This window comes from Aquirufa sp. 5-AUSEE-100C1 (genome assembly GCF_054558655.1).
The window spans coordinates 447,210-472,085 of sequence record NZ_JBPXKO010000003.1 but is presented as its reverse complement, the minus strand read 5'-3'; the positions used below and the strand labels follow the sequence as shown (position 1 = coordinate 472,085).

The following is a 24,876-nucleotide window of genomic DNA, read 5'->3' as shown; positions in this document are numbered from 1 at the left end:
AGAAAATTGAGATACAATCTTCCTAGGCCCGGGGAGGGGCAATCAAAACACGTTCTAATGAAAATTGATATTGGTTTTCCCAATAGATTCGTAGGCGTCGAATGCTTAAGAATGTTAGAGCGACCAACCAGATTAATTGAAAGGTGGGCAATACATATCCCGCAAATCCGGAGAAATCAAAATGAGGTAGGCTAGGATGCTTGGTCGTTTTGGTATGTTTCGAATCGGCTGCATAATGCATCCACAAGAAATCAACGAAACTGAATGTTTTCCCAGCGAGTTTTTGATGATCTTGAAAATGTTTGAGCAGTTCATTCGCTTTAAATGACTGTTCCAATCCAACCTTGGGAATCAAACTCCCAGAGAAGAAAAGTATGAACAAGAATAAAGCGATTACATTTTTCATCTCTCAAATGTAGAAAAAATTCGAAATTTATTGGATATTTATACGCTCAATTTATTTAAACGATTGAGAATTAGGCCAAACCCTCTTTTTGAGGGATCAAATTATGGATGAATTCAACCTTTTGTGGCATCAATTAACGGATTCCGAAACGATCATTCGCTCAGGCCTTTTTGTTATCACATGTATCGTTTTTGCTGAAAACGGCCTGTTTTTTGCCTTTTTCCTTCCGGGAGATTACTTGCTATTTTTGACGGGTGTGTTTGGAGGAACCGGGGTCTTAAAGGAACCGCTTTCAACCATCTTAATTAGTATTTTCTTGGCTGCCGTCCTAGGATCCTTGTTAGGCTACCTCATCGGTCGTTTTTTTGGTAATTCGCTCCAACGAAGGCCTGATAGTCTCTTTTTCAAAAAGAAGCATCTAGAATCAACAAGGGAATTTTTTGATAAATATGGATTCATGGCTTTGGTAATCAGTCGATTCCTACCTGTTGTTCGCACCTTTACCCCCATATTAGCGGGAATTAGCCACATGCCTTGGTACAGCTTTATCATATTAAATGTTGTCGGCGGTGTTTTATGGGTGGGGATCTTAGTGGCGGGTGGTTTTTACATGGGCCAGCATTTCCCTTGGATTATCAATTACGTTCAGTACATCATTTTGTTTTTCTTAGGAATCACAACATTCACCCTAATTAAAGGGTATTTGAAACTTCGCAAATGATAGAGCAATTTGGCTACGTGGCGGCATTCCTGTTGGCGGGAATTACTTTCTTGGGGCTTATACTAACCTTAGCCCGATTGATTCGCCCGAATCGACCGAATGTTGAGAAATTGAGTACTTATGAGTCGGGAGAAGAACCAACCGGAAACGCAAACACGCGTTTCAATCCTCGATTTTATGTCGTAGCCCTTCTTTTTGTCTTATTCGAAGTAGAGTTAATTTTTCTCTTTCCTTGGGCGGTAGTCTTTAATCAAAAGAGCTTACGAGCGATTCCAAATTGGTCTGCATTTGCCCTTAGTGAGGTATTTGTGTTCGTGGGTATGTTGGCTCTAGGATTAGCTTTCGCTTGGCGTAGAGGCTATTTGACCTGGGAAAAACCCATTCAAGAAACAAAAGATGTGGAAAGTCCGATTCCTTCGGATGCTTACGCTCGATTTAAAAAGAACTAATACGCGGGATCTACGCTGTATACCTTATTCCTGAATTTCAAGGCTAAGACAAGTTCATGCGAACCCATGGAAGTAGCCATATATCCATTCGAATGATTTTCATAGGAATAGGTCAGATTCATTTGTTGGCTTAAATGCATCCCAAACATCAATCCAATCGATTCTTTATGACGGTAGGTCGCTCCTGCCCAAATCGCTTCATTGAAAGTCACCCGCATGTTTGCTTCCATTGCTAACGAAGCCCCCTTCATGTATTTCACGAGAATAGATGGCGAATAGGTCCAGAATTCTCCCGATTTTATTTCCATTCCGGTTTGAAAGAAAAAATTAGGACTTGTACTTCCTAGTAATAAGGATTGATTATAAACCTTGTAGGAATCCGCATCATCTGGATAGAATTGCTTCCGGGTCAGCGTGTCTGAACCATTACTAGTTCGTAGGTAACTAAAACTATCAAAGATCAACTGATTGGCTGAAAGACCAATGTAAAAATTTCGGTTGTAATATAAGGCTCCGACATTGATCAAAGACTGTCCACCGGAAACCTGCCCACTCGGCATTAAGGACGGCAAATTTTGATCGTTGTACATGATAAACGGATCCCCTGGGTCCTTAACATTAAAGCCCGACATGTTGAGATTACGAAAATAATAGCCCGCTGTGGCACCTACGGCTATTTTATTTTCACCGCCAACCGACAAATGATAGGCATAGGTTCCGGCGATCGAGGTACTGGTTAGCCCACCAATTTGGTCGGAATAGGCTTGTAGACCGATACCTTGGTGAAAACCACTTCGTTTTGTTTTTTGACGAATGTAGGTCGGCGAAAAATTCCGCCGAATTGTTTTCGACATAAATGGCGTTCTTCCCAAGGACGTGCGGTCTGATTTATCAAGCGCCATATTGGCGGTCACATACGCTGTTCTGTTGGAAGTATTAAGTCCGGTCCATTGCGAACGGAATCCCGTTTTGACGTCTATGTAATCCTCGAATCCGGCAAAAGCGGGATTGTAGATATATTTATTCATCATAAACTGCGTAAACTGAGGCGTCTGCTGCGCAAAGCCCACAAAAGTCAGAAAGAAGAATAAAAGGGAAATTAAAAATCTCATTCAGTCGGTATGGAACCACAAATTTCCCCTAAATATATTTAATTTAGTCCGAACTTTCCGGAAAACGACAGGGTTTTTAGCGAAAGGCATTCAAGATATCAGGCTCATGCAAACAAAAACATATCCGCTCAAACAGATTAAAGGCTTCGGTAAACTGCTGTTAAATTATCTAGCGGGTGATGAAGCGCTAAAATCGCTGTACGGGAATGAGCCCAAACTATCTTCCTTCCAAAAACAGATCGATTCAAAAAAATCAGTTAATCGATCAGTCCTCGTGGAGGTATTAAAAGACCAATACCAATCCATTAGCGATGCGCCTGACATTAATCAATTAGCGGACGAGAAAACCTTTACGGTCACCACGGGGCATCAATTAAACTTGTTGACAGGCCCATTGTATGTCATCTTCAAGATTGTCTCCACCATACATTTGGCGAGGACGTTAAAAAAGGCCTATCCCGAATATCAATTTGTGCCCGTTTATTGGATGGCCTCTGAGGATCACGACTGGGATGAAATCAATCACTTGCACCTCTTTGGGAAAAAGATTCAATGGAATACCGACCAAAAAGGGCCCGTCGGCCGATTCAACCTCAACGGCTTTGAGTCAATTTGGAAAGAATTACCGAGCGATCTGCCCTATTTCAAGGAATGTTATTCCGAATCAGGCACCCTATCGGAGGCTGTCCGAAAATACATGCATGCCCTATTCGGGAAAGAGGGATTGGTTTGTCTGGATGCTGATGATGCCCGCTTGAAAAAACTATTTACGCCTGTCATGGAGGCAGATTTGTTTGACAACAAGCACCTTCCTCGCGTGAATCAATCAAATTCCAAGCTAGAGGAATTGGGATTTAGCCCACAAATCTATGCGCGCGAAATCAACCTATTCTACATGCAGGATGGTCTTAGGGAGCGAATCGAAAAGCAAGGCGAGCATTTTCGAGTCGTGAATCAATCGATCCGATTTACTGAGTCTGAATTAAAACTAGAGTTACAAAATCATCCGGAACGTTTTAGCCCGAACGTGGTTTTGCGTCCCGTTTATCAAGAGTGTATTTTACCTAATCTAGCTTACCTCGGGGGTGCGGCGGAAGTTGCTTATTGGTTTCAATTAAAAGGCATTTTCGACCTGCATCAAATTCCATTCCCTATTTTATTGCCTCGTAATTTTGGAGTCATTATTCCTCCAGTTGAGGCTGCCAGGTTGGAGAAATTAGAATTAAGTATTCCTGAAATCTTTGAAGATGAACGCGAATTGAGACAAAAATTCGTCGACAAACATACACAACATAGTCTTGACCTTGGGGCTGAGCAAGAGCGTTTGTCGACGCTCATGGGAAAAATCGCCCAAAAAGCGCAAGCCATCGACGAGACGCTTGAGGCATCTGTTTTAGCCGAAGAAACCCGTTGGCAAAAAGGACTCGAACGCCTAAGCAAAAAAATGCGAAAGGCGGAGGAGCGAAATCAAGCGGTAGGCCTAGGCCAAATTCAAGCATTAAAACAGAAATTATTTCCTGCAGAAACCTGGCAAGAACGTTATACCAATTTCTTGGAATTTGCTTTGGCATATCCTGATTTTATTCAGGAGCTTTATCCGCAATTAGACCCTTTAAAATTCGAGCTTTTCGTCTTTTATTTACCCGAAAAAAATGCCTGAAAAACTTAATCCAGACGCATTTTTAGATGCCGCGCAAACTTATCCCATCTTGGATGTTCGTTCACCCGGGGAGTTTGAGCATGCCCACATCCCCGGTGCGATTTCGTTTCCAATTTTCAATAATGAAGAACGCGCGAAAGTCGGAACTAAGTATAAGCAAGTGGGCAAGGATGAAACCATCGAATTAGGACTCGAAATCGTGGGTCCTAAACTTGCGAAATGGGTCAAAGAGGTAAAAAAACTCGCCGTAGACAATACCATTTTAGTCCATTGCTGGCGGGGCGGAATGCGATCCGGAAGCATGGCATGGCTTTTTGAAACAGCTGGCATTCAGGTAAAAATACTTGTAGGGGGATACAAGGCCTACCGCAAATATGTTCTTGGCCAATTTGAAAGTGAAATTCCGTTTCGTGTTTTGGGCGGAAAAACGGGGAGCGGGAAAACGGACATCTTACTCGAAATGCAAAAACGCGGGGTTCAAGTGATCGACTTGGAAGGTATCGCTCATCATCGAGGTTCAGCATTTGGACATTTGGGCTTAGCCCCCCAGCCTACGAGTGAGCAATTTGAGAACGAGGTCGTTGCTCAGCTACGGAAAATGGATTACGAGAAACCGATCTGGATTGAGGATGAGAGCAGAAACATTGGGCAAGTGTATATGCCCTTGGGGCTTTACACCCAGCTACGAGCGGCACCGGTCTTGTTTTTAGACATTGATGCGCAATTCCGACTGCCTTATTTAGTAGAAGTCTATGCGCATTATCCCAAAGCGGAATTGGAACGAGCGGTAGGAAAGATTAAAAAACGTTTGGGAGGAGATCATTTCAAAAATGCGATGATAGCTCTTGAAAACGATGATTTCACACAAGTGGCGGCGCTCACCCTTCATTATTATGACAAGGCTTATGTGCATGGATTGGAAAAACGTGCAAAAGAACAAATCACGCGACTCGAACTTAATACATTGAATATTCAGGCACAAGCGGATGCGGTTTTAGCACATCCCATTTGCCACAACAGCCTATAAAATACGTCTATGTTACCTGAAAAATTTCTTCATGAATTGGTCGGACGCCATGCAAACACGCGTTCCTTCCCGGCGACGTCCGATATCAAAAAGCTTTTCACCAAGATTATTTTGGCGCTTTTCCCGGAGCAAGCGCGCCGACAGGTTTGTCAAATCGACGAGCTAAAATCCGTTTGGGAAGGAATTGAAACGGGCTTGGAAAGCCTCCTGCATGATATGTCCGATGTGCTTCCCGATACCCCGCAAAATATTACGTCCCGTTACATCGCACGTATACCGGACATTTATAAACTATTACTCACCGATGTGGAGGCCATGGTAAACGGCGACCCTGCGGCTACGACAGATTATGAGGTAATTCGTACCTATCCCGGATTTTACGCATTGGCTTTTTACCGTTTAGCACACGGCTTGCATCAAGAAAAAGTGCCTTTACTACCTCGTATCTTAACGGAATATGCGCATTCCAAAACGGGTATCGATATTCACCCTGGTGCGCAAATCGGTCAATATTTTTTCATGGACCATGGAACAGGCATCGTTATCGGAGAAACCTGCGTCATCGGTGAGCATGTGAAAATATATCAAGGAGTAACCTTAGGAGCCTTGTCGGTCGATAAGTCCATGGCCTCCACCAAGCGCCACCCGAGCATTGAAAATGGGGTTGTCATCTATTCGGGTGCTACCATTTTAGGTGGGGATACGATCGTAGGCGCAAATTCCGTGATTGGTGGAAATGTTTGGTTGACGCGCAGCGTAGCTCCAAACACCAAAATCTATCACCAAGAAAATCAAAAAATCATTCAAGCATAAGATGGCCGCATTACTAGATTTAGTCGGGAACACACCCCTCGTCGATTTGAATAAGTTGCACAACAATCCCAAAGTTCGCCTTTTAGGGAAGTTGGAAGGCAATAACCCCGGCGGTTCTGTCAAGGACCGAGCTGCCAAAAACATGATAGAGGGCGCCCTTTTGCGAGGTGAAATCAAGCCGGGGATGCAATTAATCGAGGCAACGTCGGGAAATACAGGGATTGCCCTAGCCATGATTGCGCGTTTGTATGATTTGAATATTGAATTGGCGATGCCGGCCAACTCGACGCGGGAGCGAGTACTGACCATGGAGGCCTTTGGAGCCAAGGTTACGCTGACGGAGAGCATTGAAACGGCTCGGGATTATGCGATCGAAAAGGCCGCATCTGGCAATTATGTCTTATTGAATCAATTCGAAAATCCAGATAATTATTTGGCCCATTATAAAACCACGGGGCCTGAAATCTACCGAGATACGGAAGGAAAAATAACGCACTTCGTGAGTTCCATGGGTACCACTGGAACGATCATGGGAACGTCCATGTACCTCAAGGAGCAAAATCCAGCGATTCAAATTGTGGGATGTCAGCCCACGGAGGGTTCCAAAATTCCCGGAATCCGCCGTTGGCCGGAGGCTTACCGACCGAAAATCTACCAACCTGAGCGTGTCGATCGCATTATGGATATTTCGGAAGAGGACGCTACCGAGATGACGCGCCGAATGGCAAAAATAGAGGGTGTATTTGGTGGTATGAGTAGTGGTGGATCCGTGACAGCAAGCGTTCGTTTAGCGCATGAAATCGAGGAGGGACTTATTGTTTGCATTATTTGCGACCGAGGGGATCGTTACTTGTCGAGCGGATTATTTGGGGAGTAAAATACCCATCAACTGAAATTTTGTGGGAGACATCCAGCGCATTTGTTGGGTTCCATCAATGGAATAGGCTTGCACCTTGCCATTGGAGAAGTTCATGTGCATTATCTTTTGCGATTCAAAAAGGAAATTCTTTTCCTCGATTAGGATTTCGACTTTAGCTGGTCGCTCCAATCCATCTAAATGAATAAGTAATTTTTTTACGGGTAAATCCTCCCCAGACTTCAAGGAATAGTAAATCAATCCTTCCTCGGAAAGATTATCGTAGCTTGACGCCGCAGCCGCTGTATTTAAGTCGGCACGCAGAAACATCGACCATTCCTGCTTCCAATCGATGGAACTTAAATTCTGTTGCTCCTTCTTCCCATCGAGGTTAATGGACTTTTGGACGATGGCGGGATGTTTTTTGAGCGAATCGATTTGGGCATTTAAGTAGTTTTCCCAAGGGTAATATTGAACCTTGGCTGATTTATCAATCTCGGGCGTACAAGCCAAGAAGAGTACTGATATCCAAAGAATTATTCCGATTCGTTTTACGAGCATAGCTTAAAGGTAAAAAAAATCCTTGACGCTAGAAAGCGCCAAGGATTTAGACGGATTAGGTTCCAATCATTTCATCGATCGGGATGTTTAATACCCGCGTCAAATTGTATAGTTTTTGTGCGTTTGGATAATGTTTGCCTGATTCCCAGTAATTGTAAGTACTTTGACTTACACCTACTGCTGAGGCTACTTGCTGCTGGGTCATGCGTTTCGACTGCCGTGACTTAATCAGAAGGACGGAAAAGAGGTGTTTTGTTTTCATGATGATTAGGGTTAGGTGAATTTTTCATGCTTGAATATTTAAAAATGTATCAGGATTCGCAATGCTTTGAACTATAAATTTCTTGATTTATCACTTTTTCGGTCGAAATTGTCTCATTGGTCTGTAAAATTTTCACTATCAGAAATATGTTTTCCTTTTTAGAAAACAAAAAGCCCGAGACTTTCGCCTCGGGCTTTCGTTAAAAATGGGATAAACTATTTCAAGTTTCCTTTTTTCAATTCACTTACCGCGAAATCAGCCGCACGAGCCGTCATCGCCATGTAAGTCAATGATGGATTCACACAAGAAGCAGATGCCATCGCGGCACCATCCGTCATGAATACGTTTTTCACTTCATGTACTTGATTGTGCTTATTCACAATGGAATTCTTCACGGACGTACCCATACGAGCTGTACCCATTTCGTGGATACCTAAACCGATGTGTGTATTTGGACTATTGTATGCATTGATATTTTTGAAGCCGGCAGCCTCTAACATTTCAGCCGCATCGTTCATCATATCTTGACGCATTCTCAATTCGTTCTCCCCGAAGTTTGCCTCGAATGAAAGAACTGGTAAGCCCCACTTATCTTTTTGGTCGCTCAATGTGAAGCGGTTATTCGGATCTGGTAAAATCTCACCAAAACCTCCGAATCCAACCGTCCATTGGCCTGGATGTGTCAAGCTCTCTTTGAATTGAGCTCCGAAACCATCTTGGCCCACACCACGGCCCCAGCCCTCACGGCTAGCACCTCCTTGGTAACCAAATCCACGCGTATAGCTACGCTTGTCTTTGCCCCAGTTACGGTAACGTGGAATGTAAAGTCCGTTTGGACGGCTACCAAACATGTAGTCCTTTTCAAATCCTTCAACGGTCGCTGAAGCACCTACTCCCAAGTGGTGGTCCATGATGTTACGACCTAATTGATCGGAATCATTACCTAAACCCGTTGGGTAGCGGCTTGATTTTGAATTCATCAAAATCGATGTAGAACCGATCGCACCTGCATTCACAAAAATGATTTTTGCAAAATACTCTTTCGACTCCAAGGTATTTTGATCGATGACACGCACACCTTTCGCCTTTTGCGATTTCTCATCGTAGATGATTTCCGCTACAATCGCATTGTGAACCATCGTTAAACGGCCCGTACGTTGTGCAGCTGGTAAAGTTGCCGACAAAGAGCTAAAATACGCTCCATAAGGACAACCACGCATACATTTGTTACGGTAGTTACAAGATGAACGACCCAAATCTGTATGCTGCTTTCCAGGTTTTGTCAGGTGGGCCACACGACCCACAGTTACGGGACGGCCTAATTTCTTGTCAACTGCCTGCTTAAAGTGAACCTCCGGAGCTGTCATTTGCATGGCAGGTAAGAAGTCTGAATCTGGCAAAACGTCCAAACCTTCGGCTTGACCTGAAATACCCGCAAATTTCTCTACATATGAATACCAAGGCGCCAAATCATCATAGCCAATTGGCCATGGCGTTCCGACACCTTCCTTTTCGTTTGCTAGGAAATCCTCACGGTTCCAACGGTAGGTTTGACGACCCCACAACAAGGATTTACCTCCTGTGTGGTACGCACGAATCCAATCAAATCCTCCCTTCTTCTCGATGTATGGATTTTGTTTGTCGTTTTCGAATAAGTAGCGGTGCTCCTCATTCGGTGTATAACCCGTACGCATCCCTGCCCAGTATTCCTCGGCAGCCATGTTGGTCGGCCGACCGCGGTGGTCGAATTCCCAAGGGTTTTTCATCGCTGTTTCGTAACCTTCGATGTGCTTGATCTCACGACCACGCTCCATTACGGCTACTTTCAGTCCTTTTTCTGTTAATTCTTTTGCAGCCCAACCACCTGAAATACCGGATCCAATGACGATCGCGTCAAATGTTTGGCTCTTGATTGCATCTATATTAAGATTCATTTTTCGTAGGTTTTGGGATTAATAAACAAATGATTTTTGGTCAGGTTTCATGTTTGAAATAACCTCAAACTTTCCTGGAACTGGGTGGTATTCGAATGAACCTTCGATACCCTTTTCAGACGTATAGTAACCTAAGAGCGTTAACTCCTTCATCACACGCCAGAATGGAACTCCACCAGCACCCTCTAAAATATCCTTGTCCACGTTATCCCCTACTTTGACTTTACTTGCTGAATAGCTGCGCATCAATTCTTTGGTATCCGCTTCCAAAAGTGTCAACATCGCTACTTGTGCATCGTGTGATTGATCTAAAAACTTCGCTTTCGCCAAGTTATCAACCCCTTTCTTAAAGCTCACGTGCTCGGGCTTCTTGTAGCAATCGTTCAACATCATTTCGATGAAAGCTGGAACGCCTGCCTCAATGGCTCCTGCCGTAGTGGTTTTTGGAATAATGTGTTCAGCCACAGCCGCCACGATTTTACGTTGGCCATCTGTTAAAACAAAGGTACCCGCTTCCGCGACAATACCTGCATTTTTCGCCTCCATAGCAAACAAGGTAGGCGCACTGAAAACACCCCCAACGAGCATTGCTATTCTCGAGACAGCATCTCTTCTATTAAGCATAGTTTTATTGTTAAATTGTTCAGGTCGGTCGTCTATTTATCGCAAAAATAGACAAGCCACAAAATTAAACAGAATCTTCGTTTTTCAAGGATTTATTTGGCTTTTTCTAACTTTAAAACCAAATCTATCCGGTATGGAGGAAGCTGTTTCACATCAATGTGGACGCCGTTTTTTTCAAACAAACCATTCAGGGTATTTGTTTCGCCCAACATCGCCACGGCTCCTTTTTTATAAGTCCCTGGAATAAAGATACTTTCATCTTGTGGGCGCTTCAACAAGTGAACATACACATGTGTATCTGTCTGCGTAGTCACCCCCCAGGTTTGCGGACTCAAGGGACCACCGCGTGTTCCGTAGACCGACTCGCCATGGCCTTTCAACCAACGGCCAGCGACCGCCAAAGAATCCGTAAACTCAGGTTGGATTTCACCGGTTGGCATCGGCCCAACGTTCAATAATAGATTCGCATTGCGTCCTGCAGCACCTACCAACAAATGAATGATTTGCTTCGGCGTCTTAAATCGACGGTCCGTAATGTTATAACCCCAAGCGCCGTTGATCGTCTCGCAAGTCTCCAACGGCAAGGAAGAGGCTTGTTGGAAGCTCAAGCCTGAATGATTCTCGCCCGGCAAATCGCGCTCAAACATTTGGAAATCTTCGCCCGGAATCGGATCCAAGTGGTGATTATTTCCGATCAAACAAGCTGGTTGCAATTGGTGAATCAAGCTGTAAATTTCATCGTATTTCCAGTCGATCCGTGCCTTGCGGTCCGCGCTCCCCTCTGGATTTGTTTGATCCCAGTGACCGTCGAACCAGATATTATGTATTTCCCCGTAATTAGTGAGTAATTCGGTCAATTGCGCCTTCATGAATTTCAAATAGGAGGCATAATCACCCTTGCCTTTTCTACCACTCTTTTGGCCGGTACGACCTGTCTCAAAGGGATAATCATCGCGATACCAATCCAAAGTCGAATAGTAAAGACCCAATTTCATGTCTTGCTTTTTACAAGCCTCCGCCAATTCTTTCAAGGCATCCCGGTGGAATGGCGTATTCGTTATTTTCCAATCAGATTGTTTGGTGTCCCAGTTGGAGAAACTATCGTGGTGACGCGTAATGAAAATAATGTATTTCATCCCCGCATTTTTGGCGATGCTCACCCATTGATCTGCATTGAATTTGCTCGGATCAAAAGCCGGCATCAAACGGCCGTAATCGTTTTTCGAAATGCCTTTATTGTTCATGACCCATTCGCCATCTCCTAACATGCTGGACAAACCCCAGTGGATAAACATGCCGTATTTACGATCTTGAAACGCCTGACGTTCAGCGAGATTAGCCTCAGAAGGCGTGTATTGCTGACTGACAGCCTGAAAACTGATGAGACTTACTAAGATTAGGAAAATTTTCTTCATGATAGATAGGTTTAGAAAAAGCAAATTATGATTTTTTTGGATAGGTTTATCAGGAAGCCGATAGGATTTTTAGTAGATTTTTTTGTTTTTTGTACCGCTACTACGGGTGCATATACCCCGGCAGCCTAAACGCAAAAATACGTTCATGGAAGAAGTAAGTCCGATATTTGACAACAATAAAATACCCGTTAAAAAGCTTTGGCAAGTCATTATTGCCTCGTCCGTTGGGACGGTCATTGAATGGTATGACTTTTACATTTTCGGTAGTTTATCTGCGATAATTTCCCTCTCCTTTTTCCCCAAAGACGACCCTACAGCCGCATTCTTATCGACACTGGCAGCCTTTGGAGCAGGATTTGTGGCTCGGCCTTTTGGTGGAATTTTGTTTGGCAGATTGGGCGATAAAATAGGGCGCAAGTACACATTTTTATTAACCTTACTCCTTATGGGGGGGTCAACTTTTGCCATTGCCTTAATCCCATCCTACAGTGAAATAGGTCTCATTGCGCCTTCGATCTTACTTTTACTTCGCATCGTTCAAGGACTCGCATTAGGCGGAGAATACGGCGGAGCTGCGACTTATGTGGCAGAATATGCGCCGGATGCCCAACGTGGTAAATACACAGCTTACATTCAAACGACAGCCACGCTCGGATTTTTCGTCTCGATTGTAGTGGTTTTGGTTTGCCAAAACGTCATTGGTGAAGCCGCTTTTAAAGATTGGGGATGGCGTATCCCTTTTGCACTATCCGGAATCTTGGTGATAGTATCCTATTTCATTCGTCGGAACATGCACGAATCCCCGCTTTTTGCGAAACTGAAAAAAGAAGGCCGACTATCCGAAAATCCTCTGAAAGAAGCCTTTTCAACGCAGGCTAATCGTCGTTTGATGTTAATTGCCATGTTCGGAGCGATTGTTGGCCAAGGGGTTGTCTGGCATACCGGACAGTTTTATGCACAAATCTTTATTAACAAGATTTTAAAAGTAGATTTCACGACCACCAACCTGATCATCGCTGCCTCGCTTGTCGTAGGTACTCCCTTGTTTGTGGTATTCGGTAGTCTTTCGGATCGCGTAGGTCGGAAAAAAATCATGTTAGGCGGCATGGCTTTGGCAGCCATTTTCTATTATCCCCTATTCGCATGGATGTCGGACATCGTAGACCAAGAAGGTACCTTAGTGAATGATGTTTACCAATTAACGATGAAAGGCAAGGTGGAACTAGCCTTTATCTGCACCTGTTTGGTGACTTTCGCATCGATGGCTTATGGGCCTATCGCGGCATTTTTGGTGGAATTATTCCCAACCAAAATCCGCTACACGTCTTTGTCGGTTCCCTATCATTTTGCCAACGGAATTTTCGGGGGTTGCGCACCCTTCGTCGCAACCTGGTTAGGGTCTGTCACACATTCTAATTTTGCCGGGATCTTTTATCCGATTGCCTTAGCAGCGCTCACTGTGGTTGTTGGGGTAATTTATTTGCCAGAGACAAAAGGGAAAGCCTTGATGGATTAATCGCTGGACGTTAGACTTTAGACGTTGGACCTTGAACACAACGTATTGACACTACTTAATGTGGAGACGCGATACCTCGCGTCTACGGGATTTGTAGAGACGCGATACCTCGCGTCTACAGAATTTGTAGAGACGCGATACCTCGCGTCTACGGATACCAACATCAGGAATTTGCAGTTTTAGACGCGAAGTATCGCGTCTCTACAATAGGTTCTCCGACTTAATCCGATTGATAAACACGGCCGCTAAGACAATCGGTAACGAAAATATTACAAAGCGCATCGAGATACTCGCTCCCGCATCGGCCATCAAACCAAATAAGCTTGGCCCTAAAATCGCTCCGAAGCGACCCATGCCCATGGCCAAGCCGACACCCGTCGAACGAATTTCCGAGGGATAAATCCGCGTCGAAGCAGGATACATCGAATTGAACCCCCCTTGTACAAAGAATCCAATCCCAAAGGTCAAAGCAAACTTTAAGACAAAGTCCTGCGTCAAATTCCCGTAGAGATTCAACAAAACAAAGGCGAGTACCACATAAATCAAAATCACGCGTTTGATGCCAATCCGACCAATCAATAAGCCCATCACAAATACGCCAGAAAATGCCCCCAAATTCATCGCTGTTCCAATGTAGGTCGCTAGCTCAAAGGGCATGCCCGTTTGTTTGGCGAGGATGGGGACCCAACTTAAAACCGTATACAAGGTAATGAAGCCAAAGAAGGTCGCGAGCCATAAGTAAATCGTCGACTGACGAAATTCGGGCACAAAAAGGTCACGCCAAGAGCTTTTATTTTTAACAGCTAAATCTCGATTCAGATAGGCCGGCGACTCGGGTAAGACGAAAAAAATGGCAATGAGCATTAAGAAGGAAAATAGACCTGCCGACAAATAGGCAAATCGCCAACCATACAAAGGTACCACCCAAGCACTGTAAAAACCGGTTAGAATAGCGCCGAGTGGCCAGCCGCCTTGGACAATCCCCACATTAAAATCCCGTGTTTGATCGGTAGAAAATTCGGAGGCAACGGTTGCCAAATTAGGTAAGATACCCCCGATGCCTAAACCTGTTAATATCCGACAAACTAATAAAAGTGCATACGTATTCGAGAAATTCGCCAATACCATTCCTGAACTGATCAGCAATAAGGAAACTAAGAACACCTTCCGCCGACCGATTTGATCGCCCAATGGCGCCAATAAAAAACACCCAGCGGTCATCCCGCCCAAACCTGCACTGAAAATATAGCCCAATTCGGCATTGGTAAGTGCAAATTCCTTCATGATTTCAGCCCCCGTGAAAGACACCAAAAGAACATCAATCCCATCATTGAAATTGAGTAAAAAACAGAGCGAAACGACTCCTATCTGGAGCCATGACATCGAATTTTTCATGCGATTTGGATGACAATTTTACCCGCATGACCCTGTGAAGCAGCTTCTAAGCCCGCTTGCAAATCGGCTAATGGAAGGTATTTAGAAATGATTTTCCCGGGTTGAATTTGGCCATTAGATACCATTCGAATCACCGACTGGAAATCCTCCGGATGATCGTAAATCAAGGAGCCTTCGATGGAAATTCCCCGACGGACCAAATCGAGTGGAGTGAAACTTGCAGGTTTTTCTGACAAGCCCAGCAAAATGATTTTGGATCCACGAGGGGCATCAGTGCATAACTGGGTGGTAGCAGCAGCGGAACCCGTGCATTCAAACACAACCCGGATATCCTCTTGCTTCCAATCGCCCAGCTCGGCTCCAAAGTCATTGGCCTTTTCCATCAATCTCGAATTTAAATCCCCGACGAAAACCCGTAAACCTCGTTGGACCCCCAAATGCGTAATCAACATGCCTATCGCTCCCAGACCCAAAACATAAATCGCATCTCCCGGCTGTAAATTCACCATTTTCAAGGCATGGTAGGCAACAGCGGTAGGTTCAATGGTCACGGCATCTTCCTTGGAAACATTTTCGGGAAGCGCGTGTGCAAATTCCGCGGGTAATAAGACATATTCAGCAAAACAACCCGGCGCGTTTAAACCAATGGTTCGCTTATTCGGACAAACGGTCGCTTGACCCCGCTGGCAATAAATACATTTTCCACAGGGCGCATTGGGGTCGACAACAACTCGTTCCCCGATTTTCCGATCAACTCCCTCACCGATGGCATCAATGTAACCCCAACCCTCATGACCGATAATTGTAGGTTCAGGTAGCGGTCGATGCCCACCATAATAGTGCACATCGGAACCACAAATTCCTACCTCTTGTAAACGAATCCGTAATTCCCCGGGTCTAGGAACAGGGGCTGACTCTTCGCGAAAAGCGATGGTTTTGGGTGACAGAAGATAGGCCGCGCGCATTATAAAATCTGATTAAATTCGATGATCTCTCCTGACGGTCCCTTCACATTGAAGAACCTTGTGCCATTTTTCCAAAAGGCCAAGAACGTCGGAGTCTCCTCCAAAATCTCGAAGCCTACCTTTTTCAAGGTCTCGAAGGCATGATCCACATCGGCCACATCAATCGCAAAATGGTCCACATGGCCATTGCTGCGTTTTTTGATTTCGGCCAATTGCTTTTCGGGCATTTGGTATAATTCGACAATCACCTCATGATTCTTCATCATCACACAAGTCCCATACCCCCCATCAAATTCAAAGGGAGATTCCATAACATTCTCAAATCCGAGACGTTCGTAAAATGGGATGGACACTTCAAGGTCGTGAGCGGGGATCCCGATGTGTTGGATCCGATGGATAAAGTCGATTTTCATGTCCGTTTTTTAGGTTAGCAAACCTAAAAATAGGAAATTCTACACTTAAGGACGAGCGTAACCCTCTTTTTGTATGAATTTAGGTTGGTAATAGCCCTGCAAACCCAAAGTACTCACCGCACCTGCCTCCGCCAAATCCACAAATCCATCCGCTGACACATGAGCCTCCTCCAAGAAAGCGCATTGCAATTCGCCAATGACTAAGTAGGTTCCATTTTGCTGAATCGGAACAATCTCCACCAATCGCAAGCCAATTTGAGCTGGGCTACCCTCCACAAAGGGAATGGAAAATTCGGGACGAAACTGCTCGACAAGTTCCACTTTTTCGAATTCACTTACCCCCGTGGGATATTTAGCACTGGTCTGATGCGCTGCGGAAATTTGGGATGGATTAATGTGATTAATGGTGTAAAAACCCGTCGATTCAATGTTTCCCAAGGTATGTGGCGTCGCCTCGCGGGGCCGATTGATAAATCCGATCAAAGCGGGATCCGCTCCGAGGTGTACAATGTTATTGAAAAGCGCCACATTACTCAAGCCATTTTTATCCTGCGATACGATCAGTGCAGCCGGCTTAAAGCCACTCAAACAATTGACAAAATTGGCCCGAACATAGCGATCCATCGCCTGCAAATCCGAAGGGGTATAACATTTCATACCTTGCTAACTGATTAACGGGCGTGATTGTTTATACTTTGAATAGTAAGCCCCGACGGTAAAAAATGCGAAGGATAAGATACCAAATGATCAAATACGTCAAAGCCCCCGCAAAAGAAGCCAAATACGGATCCGAAATTCGAGATGCAAATAGGACATCTTGCAAATAGGCTGTAATACCTCTCCCCTCGATTTCCAACATGTTTAATGCGCGGGGAATGATGCCAGAGAAAAAGAAAACCAACATTGGATTAACCCCAAAAATGACAAAGGGCTTCGTCCACTTTTGATAGCCAAGCACATCGATTAAATAATACAAAAAGCTCAACAACAACATCGCCCAGCCCCCGGTGAACAACACAAAAGAACTCGTCCATAAGGCTTTGTTAATCGGAAAATGGAGATCCCAAACAGCTCCCAAGACGATGCAGGCCAAACCCGCTATTGCCAAAAGTCTCGTTTGTGTGCGGAAATACAAGCCGGCCAAAATCCCTAAGATCCCCGTTGCGAAAGCAGGAATCGTACTTAAAATTCCTTCCGGATCCCAAGTATTCGTCACCGACCACAAATGTCCCGGCAGTAACAAATTATCCACATAAGCCGCCAAATTTGTCCCCTCATGCAGATTCGCAGGACCCACGCCGGGCACATCGATGTAATTCATCATCGCCCAATAAGCAAGCAGAAAAATAGATGCCAAAGCCAGCAATCCGCAAGCCGACAACCGACCTTGTAATGTGGCTAAAAGTGCATAAACAAAAGCAATACGAGGCAATACACCAGGTAAGCGAACATGCTCAAAAGATTCAAATCCTCCGAAGGCCAAGAATAATGCCAGAAAAAACAAGACCAAAGACACCAGGAGCTTGCGGGAATATTGCGTGAGAAATAAACAGACAATCAGGGACGTGGCCAATAAACGGATGAGCAACAATGGGCCGCCACTTAAATCCCCGACATGAATCTTGGAGAAAAAACTCAAGAACCAACCCAATAAAAGTATGCTTAAGGTCCTGGAAAGAATTTTACTCGGGGGTACGATTTGGGTAGCATTTAAAGAAACGGATACACCAACGATAAAAAGGAAGAAAGGGAAAACGAGGTCCGTTGGTGTGCAACCATTCCAGGCAGCATGCTCGAAAGGTGCATAGATATGATCCCAATCCCCGGGATTATTCACGATGGTCATCATCATGACCGTTATTCCCCGAAATACATCCAGCGATAAAATCCGATTTTTCGTTTCCATGCCCGAAAATTAGCCATTTTTATACTAAATCAATATAAAATTGTAATTTAGGGACAAACAATTTCGCTCAAACATGCCCAAAATTATCGTCGTTGGCAGTTCAAATACCGACATGGTTATTCAGTCGGCACGCATCCCCAGACCCGGTGAAACGATATTAGGCGGCACCTTTTTCATGAATCCGGGAGGGAAAGGCGCGAATCAGGCAGTGGCTGCTACCCGACTCGGTGGAGAGGTTCATTTTATCTGCAAAGTGGGAAAAGATGTTTTTGGCGACATGGCCTTGTCGCAATTTGCCCAAGAAGGCATGCATACGGAATTTGTCCAACAAGATTCGAATTTGGCATCTGGTGTCGCATTAATCAATGTCGATTCCCATGGGGAAAATAGCATCACCGTGGCTTCCGGGGCAAATGCCGCATTAAAAACAGCTGATATAGACCAAGCCGAGGGCTTATTTTGCTCCGGCGATGTGCTCTTAATTCAATTGGAAACCCCTTTGGAAACCGTTTGGTATGCCATCAAAAAAGCGTATGAAAAGGGGCTCAAAGTCATCTTGAACCCCGCGCCCGCCGCTGAAATTCCGGAGGATGTTTACCCCTATATATATGCCTTGACGCCCAATGAAACCGAAACCGAATTGTTGACCGGCGTGCAAGTCGACTCCCTCGCCAAGGCCCATGAGGCTGCCCAAATCCTTTTAAATAAGGGTTTGCAAAATCTCATCATTACAATGGGTTCACGGGGGGCTTACTTCCAGTCGGCCGACACCAAATTATTCATCCCAACCCAATCCGTCGAAGCCGTGGATACCACCGCCGCAGGAGATTGTTTTAATGGGGCTTTAGCGGTGGCCATCAGTCAAGGGAAGGATTGGGAAGCAAGCATTCGATTCGCTTGCGAGGCGGCCACACGTTCGGTAACTCAAATGGGGGCACAGGCATCGATGCCCTACTTAACAGATTTAGCATGAAAAAGCTTGTCATACTTTTATTGTTTGCGTTTCAGGTTTTTGGCCAACAAAAACAGAAGGTCATTTTTGATTGTGATTTAGGCGATGACATCGATGATGCGTATGCTTTGGGATTATTATTGACGATGCAGGATCGCTATGAAATTCTAGGAATCACGACATGTTACGGTCGGACAGATGACCGAGTAAGGTTAGCGCAAAAACTGCTCGCAGAAACGGGGCAGTCCGACATTCCTGTTTATTTAGGGCGGAATACGTCGGGGAAAAATGAGCGGGCCAACTGGTACGCTGAGCAATTTTACTGGGCGGAGGGATACAATTTAGCGCTTCAAAAGCAGAATGCATCTGAATTTACACGTACGAGTTTGGCAAAATACCCGGGGGAAGTTGTCATTTTTTCGGTGGGACCTGTCACAAATTTTGCTGACATCATCGACCAAGATCCGGAGGTGTTAAAAAAGGCCAAGGCGATTTACGCGATGTTTGGCTCCTTCCGAATGGGTTATTCAACCAAGGCGCCCATCGATGCGGAATGGAATGTAGCCGTGGATATCCCAGCTGCGAAAAAATTTGTGCATTCGGGAGCCAAAATTATTTATGCGGGATTGGATGTCACCGCGATGGTCAAATTGGGTCGTACGAATCGTGACCGAATTTTACAGCGTCAATCGCCACTCACCAATGCATTAAGCGGATTATATGTGCTTTGGGGCAATGAAACGCCTACCCTTTTTGATCCCGTGGCCATTGGCATGGAGGCTTATCCTAGCTTGTTTCAAACGGAAAAAGTGCACATCGATGTGGATGAAAAGGGTTTTACTCGAATCATTCCCAATAAAAGCCCCAATGCGGAAATCGGTATTAGTATAGATACTCCGGCGTTTGTTGATCGCATCATGAAAAAATTCCTCTATCAAAACCTACAACCTAAACGATGAAAAAATTCTTATTTCTTATCCCCTGCATGATGTTTGCCTTGTTGGCATCAGCACAAACCAAGATGCTGAACATCAGCCCTGCTGCATTAAAAAACAAAATCAAAGGGGGCTGGGCCGGACAAACAATCGGCGTGACTTTCGGGGGGCCTATGGAATTCCGTTACAATGGAACGATGATTAATTCGTATCAACCCGTGCCTTGGTATGATGGTTATTTGAAAAAAACGATGCTGGAAAACCCGGGACTTTACGATGATTTGTACATGGATTTAACATTCGTGGAGGTCTTTGAGCGGGAGGGTTTACAAGCACCGATTGCCTCCCATGCGAAAGCCTATGCGCAGGCGGGGTATGCCCTTTGGCATGCGAATCAAGCAGGTCGATATAATATTTTGAATGGCATGATGCCCCCAGCTTCCGGACATTGGAAGAACAATCCACATGCCGACTGCATTGATTACCAAATCGAATGTGATTTTGCGGGTTTAATGTCCCCGGCGATGCCGAATGCCGCCTCGCAAATTTCCGATAAGATCGGACACATCATGAACTACGGCGATGGCTATTACGGGGGAGTTTATTTAGGGGCCTGTTATACCTTGGCTTTTGTGCACAACGATATCAATAAAATTGTCAGCGAGGCATTGAAGACGATTCCGGCACAGAGTAATTACTACAAATGTATTTCGGATGTGATTCGTTGGCATAAACAATACCCAACGGATTGGCGCAAGACCTGGTTGGAGGTTCAAAATAAATGGTCGGACGATATTGGTTGCCCGGATGGTGTTTTTGCGCCGTTCAACATCGATGCAACGGTTAACTCCGCTTATGTGGTGATCGGATTGTTGTATGGCCAAGGAGACTTTGGCAAAACAGTCGAGATAGCGACGCGTTGTGGACAGGATGCGGATTGCAATCCATCTTCGGCAGCGGGTATTTTAGGAACAATGTTGGGCTATGACAAAATCCCAACCTACTGGAAATTGGGATTGAAGGGGGCAGAGGATATCGACTTCAAGTATACGACAACGTCTTTAAATAAGGTGTATGAGATTGGTTACCGACATGCCTTGAAAAACATCGAAATGCATGGGGGTAAGATTTCTGAGAATCAAATCCAGATTCCGTTGGAAGCCCCCAAAGCAGTGGCATTTGAGCAGAGTTTTACGGATGTGTATCCGGTGGATCGGATTTGGGTGAATAAGCCCTTGAAGGATGAATATCAATTTCAATTTGAGGGAACGGGATTTGTCGTGAAGGGTGAGATGGCCAAATGGGCGTCATTGGATCCGCATGCATTCGATTTAGAAGTGTGGGTGGATGGCGAGTTGATGGAGCATGTTAAATTACCGGTGTCCTTTACCACGCGACGTCATGAGGTAACTTGGAAATATGATTTGAAATCGGGCAAGCATGATGTGAAGTTGAAGTTGACAAATCCAACGGCAGGTTACGAATGCAAATTGGCGGATATTTTGATCTATCAGGATAAGGCCATTCGCGTGACCGACCCAAAAAATTATCGCTTAGGAAATCTTTAAATCACTGCACTATGTTCATCATTGAAACCTATACGACAGCTGTATGTCTTTGCGTGGTAACCATGTTATGCTGGGGTTCTTGGGCCAATACCCAAAAACTCACCACATCCACTTGGCGCTTTGAATTATTTTATTGGGATTATTCGATTGGCATATTGCTGGCATCATTGGTGCTTGCATTGACCCTGGGAAGTTCGGGAGATACGGGAAGGAGCTTTCTGGCAGACATCGATCAGGCCAGTTCTGAATATGTTCAATCCGCCTTAATCGGCGGGGTGGTATTTAACGCGGCCAACATATTATTAGTAGCAGCGATTGGAATCACGGGGATGTCGGTGGCATTTCCGGTAGGTATTGGAATCGCTTTAGTGTTGGGTGTTTTGGTGAATTATTTGGATAGCCCCACAGGTAATCCGGCAATCATTTTCGGCGGAGTTGCTTTGATTACCCTGGCGATTATCCTGAATGCTTGGGCTTATGGGAAGCGCGGGTCCACGGGGATGTCGGTGAAAGGTTTGCTGATTGCCGTTGTGAGCGGATGCATGATGGGATTGTTTTATAAGTATGTGGCCAATTCCATGGTAATTAATTTCTCGATTCCAGAAGCGGGAAAATTGACCCCATATTCAGCACTGTTATTTTTTGCGGTCGGGATACTAGGCAGTTCATTGCTCTTTAACACCTTACAAATGTACCGTCCGTTTCAGGGTGCGCCGGTGAGCTTTGGGGATTATTTCCGTGGAAGTTTAAAGGATCACGGTGTGGGCATGTTAGGCGGCGCCATTTGGTTTGTGGGGATGGCCTTCAGTATTTTGGCCTCCGAAAAAGCGGGCACCGCCATCTCCTATGGCTTGGGTCAGGGAGCAACGGTTGTCGCGGCACTTTGGGGAATTTATGTATGGAAGGAATTTGAGGGCAGTGAAGCAAAAACCCAAGGAATGCTAAAGCTCATGTTGGCTTTATACATCCTCGGGTTAGGGCTTTTAATTTATGCCAAATAGTTAGTTGGCCTTCACTTTTTTCCAGGCTCCATTCACTTGCACATCAACAGTTCCACCGCCTGGTCGGGTCAAGCTAAAGTCTTTCACTTTGCCGTTGGCCCAGGTCATGTTGAGCGTATAGCCTCCACGTGTTTTTAGGCCTTTGACTTCTCCGGAATCCCAGGCTTTGGGAAGCGCAGGAAGCAAGTAAATCTTCGAAGAAGTAGACTGAACGAGCATCTCGGCTACGGCCGCTGCACCTCCAAAATTTCCGTCGATTTGGAAGGGTGGGTGTGCGTCAAAAAGGTTTGGATAGGTTCCTCCCCCGCGTTGGTAATTGATTTTAACGCCATCGGGCTCAACGTATTTAAGAAGTTCGCGATACATCTTATAAGCATGGTCGCCGTCTTTCAGGCGCGCCCACAGGTTGATGCGCCAGCCTTTGGACCAACCGGTTGTTTCGTCCCCTTTGATTTCCAGGGTTTTCTTGGCGGCATCGGTCAATTTTGGCGTTTCCTCCACAGTCAAATGATTGCCTGGGAAGAGGCCATACAAATGGCTTTGGTGGCGGTGTTTGGGATCTTGATCTGGCCAATCGTGGTACCATTCTTGGAGGTTCCCGAGTTTGCCAACTTGATAAGGATATAGTTTTGCCAGTGCTTCTTTCACCTGTGACACAAAAGCCGGGTCGTTTTGAAGGACGTTTTGTGCTGCGATGATATCCAAAAACAATTCCCGAATCATGGCTAAATCTGCTGTTCCGCCATAAAGTGTGGAGCCGATGTAACCAGAAGGTGTAATGAATTTATTTTCGGGCGAAGTGGACGGGGATGTCATGAGTTTCCCGTTTTGGTCTTTGACCATGAATGCCAAACAGAATTCGGCAGCCCCTTTCATCAAAGGATAACCCTTCTCCTGCAAGAATTTCTTGTCTTGCGTAAACTGGTAATGTTCCCAAAGATGTGTAGATGCCCAGGTAGCCCCCATCGGCCAGTTGGCCCAACTCGGTTCTCCATTTCCAAAATCCCCCACGGGATTCGTCATCGCCCAGATGTCAGAGTTGTGGTGTGTCACCCAACCCGGCGCGTTGTAAAAAGTCTGCGCACTGATCCGACCTGTTTTTTCGAGGTTTTCGAGGAAACCTAAAAAGGACTGATGCATTTCGGAGAGGTTGGTATTTTCGGCCAACCAATAATTCTCCTCGGCATTGATGTTCATGGTATAATTACTGCTCCAAGGGGGTTGGATGTGCGGATTCCACAGGCCTTGCAGGTTGGCAGGCACTTTCGGTGTCCGAGAGCTGCTGATGAGTAAGTAACGGCCATATTGAAAATACAGGGCTTCTAAATAGGGATCCGATTCTCCTGTCGCATAACGGCGTAAGCGTTCGTCGGTAGGCAATTCAGGAGCTGGCTTCCCCCCTAGCGATAATGAAACGCGCTGGAAAAAAGGTTGATAATCCGCCAAATGACGGGTAACCAAGGATTTGAATGGGATTAAACTAGCGTCTTGTAATTGTTTTTGAGCGAGCGAGTCGTCGTTGCGTCCTTCTTTGGACGGGCTTTTATCAAAGCCGTTGAAGCTGGTCGCGATAGAAACTAATATGACCGCTTCGGTTCCTTCGGTCAGAACGATGGAAGTGTCGGTACGACTAACTTTCCCGTCGGTGGATTGCAAGAGTACATCCGTGGAAAAACGAGTTCCTTTGTCGGCCTGAAAAACGATGGGATTATCTTTTTTTCGTACGTAATTCGGGTCGGCACGAACGGGTGCGGTGCCATTCATGTGCAGGTGATTGATGGTGGTGTGCACCTGAAACTTCAATTTCGAATTCATTCGAATGGCAAAAGAAAGTCCGCCTTTTTGTTCGCTGCTTAAATGGATTGCGAAGATTTTATCGGGGTGGGATACGAAGTAAGCGCGTTTGATGAGGTTCCCATCGGCGCGATATTGAACTTTGGCTGTCGCTTGATTGAGATCAAGTTCTCGGTAGTATTGGCTGATGTTTTTATTGGGGAAATCGAGGTAAAGCGTTCCGAGTGGAGCGTAGGATTCCGAGAATTTTCCTTGGATTTTTTTCACGAGTGAATCGGCGGCGCGGTAATTTTCGGCTTTGAGGGCTTCGCGAACGCCGGGCAGGTGTTTGTAGGCTTCGGGATTCATACGGGGATTCATGGGTTCACCCGACCACAGCGTGAGGTCGTTCAGGAAAATTTGCTCCGTTTTCGTTCCGCCGAAGACGGTGGCTCCTTGCGTACCATTACCAAGTACGAGGGTTTCCTCGAAATAGGTCGCAGGTTTGTCGTACCACAGTTTGAGGTTTTTCTGTGCGAAAGTTGGGATACTTAAAAGAATCAGGAAACAGATTTTTTTCATCAGTTTTTTCTTTTGATTTAGCAATATGAT

Annotated in this window: 24 protein-coding genes; 11 read left to right on the top strand and 13 right to left on the bottom strand. The window is 45.3% G+C overall.

The window, feature by feature from the left end; all coding sequences use genetic code 11:
- Positions 1–22 precede the first annotated feature (22 nt).
- Positions 23–406 carry a hypothetical protein gene (locus tag ACMH5P_RS09100; protein ID WP_459494066.1) on the bottom strand — a complete coding sequence of 128 codons (384 nt, stop codon included), beginning with the start codon at positions 404–406 and terminating at the stop codon, positions 23–25.
- Positions 407–509: 103 nt separating this feature from the next.
- Here ACMH5P_RS09100 and ACMH5P_RS09095 point away from each other — a divergent pair, with 103 nt between their 5' ends.
- A complete protein-coding gene (locus ACMH5P_RS09095; RefSeq protein ID WP_459494065.1) occupies positions 510–1,127 on the top strand; it encodes a DedA family protein in 618 nt (205 codons plus the stop codon).
- Complete coding sequence (locus tag ACMH5P_RS09090) at positions 1,124–1,576, top strand: NADH-quinone oxidoreductase subunit A (RefSeq protein ID WP_459494064.1); 453 nt, start codon at positions 1,124–1,126, stop codon at positions 1,574–1,576. The genes ACMH5P_RS09095 and ACMH5P_RS09090 overlap by 4 nt, the downstream gene beginning before the upstream one ends.
- Here the strand turns inward: ACMH5P_RS09090 and ACMH5P_RS09085 are convergent.
- A complete protein-coding gene (locus tag ACMH5P_RS09085) occupies positions 1,573–2,688 on the bottom strand; it encodes a PorP/SprF family type IX secretion system membrane protein (RefSeq protein WP_459494063.1) in 1,116 nt (371 codons plus the stop codon). The genes ACMH5P_RS09090 and ACMH5P_RS09085 overlap by 4 nt on opposite strands.
- A gap of 106 nt (positions 2,689–2,794) precedes the next feature.
- On the opposite strand from ACMH5P_RS09085, the gene bshC reads away from it, so the two are divergent.
- The 4 genes from bshC to cysM are packed head-to-tail and all read left to right on the top strand — an operon-like array spanning position 2,795 to position 7,065.
- Entirely contained in the window at positions 2,795–4,348 is a 1,554-nt protein-coding gene (bshC, locus tag ACMH5P_RS09080) for a bacillithiol biosynthesis cysteine-adding enzyme BshC (RefSeq protein ID WP_459494062.1), read from the top strand.
- Entirely contained in the window at positions 4,341–5,375 is a 1,035-nt protein-coding gene (gene mnmH / locus ACMH5P_RS09075; RefSeq protein ID WP_459494061.1) for a tRNA 2-selenouridine(34) synthase MnmH, read from the top strand. Before bshC ends, mnmH begins: the two co-directional genes overlap by 8 nt.
- Before the next feature lie 9 nt (positions 5,376–5,384).
- Positions 5,385–6,188, top strand: coding sequence for a serine O-acetyltransferase (locus ACMH5P_RS09070; RefSeq protein ID WP_459494060.1), 804 nt, complete (start codon positions 5,385–5,387; stop codon positions 6,186–6,188).
- A 1-nt stretch (position 6,189) separates the two neighbouring features.
- The gene (gene cysM / locus ACMH5P_RS09065; protein ID WP_459494059.1) at positions 6,190–7,065 is read left to right on the top strand and encodes a cysteine synthase CysM; all 876 of its coding nucleotides are present in this window, start codon (positions 6,190–6,192) and stop codon (positions 7,063–7,065) included.
- Here cysM and ACMH5P_RS09060 read toward each other — a convergent pair.
- From ACMH5P_RS09060 to ACMH5P_RS09040, 5 genes are all read right to left on the bottom strand, one after another.
- Positions 7,051–7,605, bottom strand: coding sequence for a hypothetical protein (locus ACMH5P_RS09060; RefSeq protein ID WP_459494058.1), 555 nt, complete (start codon positions 7,603–7,605; stop codon positions 7,051–7,053). The genes cysM and ACMH5P_RS09060 overlap by 15 nt on opposite strands.
- Before the next feature lie 55 nt (positions 7,606–7,660).
- Positions 7,661–7,867: a helix-turn-helix transcriptional regulator gene (locus ACMH5P_RS09055; protein WP_459494057.1), complete on the bottom strand. Its 207-nt coding sequence runs from the start codon at positions 7,865–7,867 to the stop codon at positions 7,661–7,663.
- Between the two features lie 215 nt (positions 7,868–8,082).
- The gene (locus tag ACMH5P_RS09050) at positions 8,083–9,801 is read right to left on the bottom strand and encodes a GMC oxidoreductase (protein WP_459494056.1); all 1,719 of its coding nucleotides are present in this window, start codon (positions 9,799–9,801) and stop codon (positions 8,083–8,085) included.
- Between the two features lie 18 nt (positions 9,802–9,819).
- The gene (locus ACMH5P_RS09045; protein ID WP_459494055.1) at positions 9,820–10,425 is read right to left on the bottom strand and encodes a gluconate 2-dehydrogenase subunit 3 family protein; all 606 of its coding nucleotides are present in this window, start codon (positions 10,423–10,425) and stop codon (positions 9,820–9,822) included.
- A gap of 92 nt (positions 10,426–10,517) precedes the next feature.
- Positions 10,518–11,840 carry an alpha-L-fucosidase gene (locus ACMH5P_RS09040; protein WP_459494054.1) on the bottom strand — a complete coding sequence of 441 codons (1,323 nt, stop codon included), beginning with the start codon at positions 11,838–11,840 and terminating at the stop codon, positions 10,518–10,520.
- Between the two features lie 145 nt (positions 11,841–11,985).
- Between ACMH5P_RS09040 and ACMH5P_RS09035 the strand changes: the two genes are divergently transcribed.
- Positions 11,986–13,356, top strand: coding sequence for an MFS transporter (locus tag ACMH5P_RS09035; protein WP_459494053.1), 1,371 nt, complete (start codon positions 11,986–11,988; stop codon positions 13,354–13,356).
- Positions 13,357–13,557: 201 nt separating this feature from the next.
- On the opposite strand, the gene ACMH5P_RS09030 is transcribed toward ACMH5P_RS09035, so the two are convergent.
- Genes ACMH5P_RS09030 through ACMH5P_RS09010 form a run of 5 tightly spaced genes read right to left on the bottom strand, consistent with a single transcriptional unit; the run spans position 13,558 to position 18,035 of the window.
- Positions 13,558–14,751, bottom strand: coding sequence for an MFS transporter (locus tag ACMH5P_RS09030; RefSeq protein ID WP_459494052.1), 1,194 nt, complete (start codon positions 14,749–14,751; stop codon positions 13,558–13,560).
- Positions 14,748–15,716, bottom strand: coding sequence for a zinc-dependent alcohol dehydrogenase (locus ACMH5P_RS09025; protein WP_459494051.1), 969 nt, complete (start codon positions 15,714–15,716; stop codon positions 14,748–14,750). Before ACMH5P_RS09025 ends, ACMH5P_RS09030 begins: the two co-directional genes overlap by 4 nt.
- Positions 15,716–16,129, bottom strand: a complete 414-nt coding sequence (locus tag ACMH5P_RS09020) for a VOC family protein (protein WP_459494050.1) — start codon at positions 16,127–16,129, stop codon at positions 15,716–15,718. The genes ACMH5P_RS09025 and ACMH5P_RS09020 overlap by 1 nt, the downstream gene beginning before the upstream one ends.
- A gap of 45 nt (positions 16,130–16,174) precedes the next feature.
- A complete protein-coding gene (locus ACMH5P_RS09015) occupies positions 16,175–16,786 on the bottom strand; it encodes a flavin reductase family protein (protein ID WP_459494049.1) in 612 nt (203 codons plus the stop codon).
- Between the two features lie 31 nt (positions 16,787–16,817).
- Positions 16,818–18,035, bottom strand: coding sequence for an acyltransferase family protein (locus ACMH5P_RS09010; protein WP_459494048.1), 1,218 nt, complete (start codon positions 18,033–18,035; stop codon positions 16,818–16,820).
- A 73-nt stretch (positions 18,036–18,108) separates the two neighbouring features.
- Here ACMH5P_RS09010 and rbsK point away from each other — a divergent pair, with 73 nt between their 5' ends.
- Genes rbsK through ACMH5P_RS08990 form a run of 4 tightly spaced genes read left to right on the top strand, consistent with a single transcriptional unit; the run spans position 18,109 to position 22,491 of the window.
- The gene (gene rbsK, locus ACMH5P_RS09005; protein WP_459494047.1) at positions 18,109–19,008 is read left to right on the top strand and encodes a ribokinase; all 900 of its coding nucleotides are present in this window, start codon (positions 18,109–18,111) and stop codon (positions 19,006–19,008) included.
- A complete protein-coding gene (locus ACMH5P_RS09000; RefSeq protein WP_459494046.1) occupies positions 19,005–19,946 on the top strand; it encodes a nucleoside hydrolase in 942 nt (313 codons plus the stop codon). The genes rbsK and ACMH5P_RS09000 overlap by 4 nt, the downstream gene beginning before the upstream one ends.
- Complete coding sequence (locus tag ACMH5P_RS08995; RefSeq protein ID WP_459494045.1) at positions 19,943–21,490, top strand: ADP-ribosylglycohydrolase family protein; 1,548 nt, start codon at positions 19,943–19,945, stop codon at positions 21,488–21,490. The genes ACMH5P_RS09000 and ACMH5P_RS08995 overlap by 4 nt, the downstream gene beginning before the upstream one ends.
- Before the next feature lie 11 nt (positions 21,491–21,501).
- Positions 21,502–22,491 carry a GRP family sugar transporter gene (locus ACMH5P_RS08990; RefSeq protein WP_459494044.1) on the top strand — a complete coding sequence of 330 codons (990 nt, stop codon included), beginning with the start codon at positions 21,502–21,504 and terminating at the stop codon, positions 22,489–22,491.
- On the opposite strand, the gene ACMH5P_RS08985 is transcribed toward ACMH5P_RS08990, so the two are convergent.
- Positions 22,492–24,846, bottom strand: coding sequence for a glycoside hydrolase family 95 protein (locus ACMH5P_RS08985; RefSeq protein WP_459494043.1), 2,355 nt, complete (start codon positions 24,844–24,846; stop codon positions 22,492–22,494). It lies immediately after the preceding gene.
- Positions 24,847–24,876 lie beyond the last annotated feature (30 nt).

What these genes read in the sequence shown, in the direction of transcription:
- bshC (WP_459494062.1), top strand. Translation starts at nt 2,795, where the DNA reads ATGCAAACAAAAACATATCCGCTCAAACAGATTAAAGGCTTCGGTAAA.
- ACMH5P_RS09100 (WP_459494066.1), bottom strand. Translation starts at nt 406, where the DNA reads ATGAAAAATGTAATCGCTTTATTCTTGTTCATACTTTTCTTCTCTGGG.
- mnmH (WP_459494061.1), top strand. Translation starts at nt 4,341, where the DNA reads ATGCCTGAAAAACTTAATCCAGACGCATTTTTAGATGCCGCGCAAACT.
- ACMH5P_RS09070 (WP_459494060.1), top strand. Translation starts at nt 5,385, where the DNA reads ATGTTACCTGAAAAATTTCTTCATGAATTGGTCGGACGCCATGCAAAC.
- ACMH5P_RS09020 (WP_459494050.1), bottom strand. Translation starts at nt 16,129, where the DNA reads ATGAAAATCGACTTTATCCATCGGATCCAACACATCGGGATCCCCGCT.
- ACMH5P_RS09090 (WP_459494064.1), top strand. Translation starts at nt 1,124, where the DNA reads ATGATAGAGCAATTTGGCTACGTGGCGGCATTCCTGTTGGCGGGAATT.
- ACMH5P_RS09050 (WP_459494056.1), bottom strand. Translation starts at nt 9,801, where the DNA reads ATGAATCTTAATATAGATGCAATCAAGAGCCAAACATTTGACGCGATC.
- ACMH5P_RS09000 (WP_459494046.1), top strand. Translation starts at nt 19,005, where the DNA reads ATGAAAAAGCTTGTCATACTTTTATTGTTTGCGTTTCAGGTTTTTGGC.
- ACMH5P_RS09035 (WP_459494053.1), top strand. Translation starts at nt 11,986, where the DNA reads ATGGAAGAAGTAAGTCCGATATTTGACAACAATAAAATACCCGTTAAA.
- ACMH5P_RS09045 (WP_459494055.1), bottom strand. Translation starts at nt 10,425, where the DNA reads ATGCTTAATAGAAGAGATGCTGTCTCGAGAATAGCAATGCTCGTTGGG.
- ACMH5P_RS09040 (WP_459494054.1), bottom strand. Translation starts at nt 11,840, where the DNA reads ATGAAGAAAATTTTCCTAATCTTAGTAAGTCTCATCAGTTTTCAGGCT.
- ACMH5P_RS09060 (WP_459494058.1), bottom strand. Translation starts at nt 7,605, where the DNA reads ATGCTCGTAAAACGAATCGGAATAATTCTTTGGATATCAGTACTCTTC.
- ACMH5P_RS09055 (WP_459494057.1), bottom strand. Translation starts at nt 7,867, where the DNA reads ATGAAAACAAAACACCTCTTTTCCGTCCTTCTGATTAAGTCACGGCAG.
- ACMH5P_RS09030 (WP_459494052.1), bottom strand. Translation starts at nt 14,751, where the DNA reads ATGAAAAATTCGATGTCATGGCTCCAGATAGGAGTCGTTTCGCTCTGT.
- ACMH5P_RS09025 (WP_459494051.1), bottom strand. Translation starts at nt 15,716, where the DNA reads ATGCGCGCGGCCTATCTTCTGTCACCCAAAACCATCGCTTTTCGCGAA.
- ACMH5P_RS08995 (WP_459494045.1), top strand. Translation starts at nt 19,943, where the DNA reads ATGAAAAAATTCTTATTTCTTATCCCCTGCATGATGTTTGCCTTGTTG.
- ACMH5P_RS09095 (WP_459494065.1), top strand. Translation starts at nt 510, where the DNA reads ATGGATGAATTCAACCTTTTGTGGCATCAATTAACGGATTCCGAAACG.
- ACMH5P_RS09010 (WP_459494048.1), bottom strand. Translation starts at nt 18,035, where the DNA reads ATGGAAACGAAAAATCGGATTTTATCGCTGGATGTATTTCGGGGAATA.
- ACMH5P_RS08990 (WP_459494044.1), top strand. Translation starts at nt 21,502, where the DNA reads ATGTTCATCATTGAAACCTATACGACAGCTGTATGTCTTTGCGTGGTA.
- ACMH5P_RS09085 (WP_459494063.1), bottom strand. Translation starts at nt 2,688, where the DNA reads ATGAGATTTTTAATTTCCCTTTTATTCTTCTTTCTGACTTTTGTGGGC.
- ACMH5P_RS09015 (WP_459494049.1), bottom strand. Translation starts at nt 16,786, where the DNA reads ATGAAATGTTATACCCCTTCGGATTTGCAGGCGATGGATCGCTATGTT.
- rbsK (WP_459494047.1), top strand. Translation starts at nt 18,109, where the DNA reads ATGCCCAAAATTATCGTCGTTGGCAGTTCAAATACCGACATGGTTATT.
- ACMH5P_RS08985 (WP_459494043.1), bottom strand. Translation starts at nt 24,846, where the DNA reads ATGAAAAAAATCTGTTTCCTGATTCTTTTAAGTATCCCAACTTTCGCA.
- cysM (WP_459494059.1), top strand. Translation starts at nt 6,190, where the DNA reads ATGGCCGCATTACTAGATTTAGTCGGGAACACACCCCTCGTCGATTTG.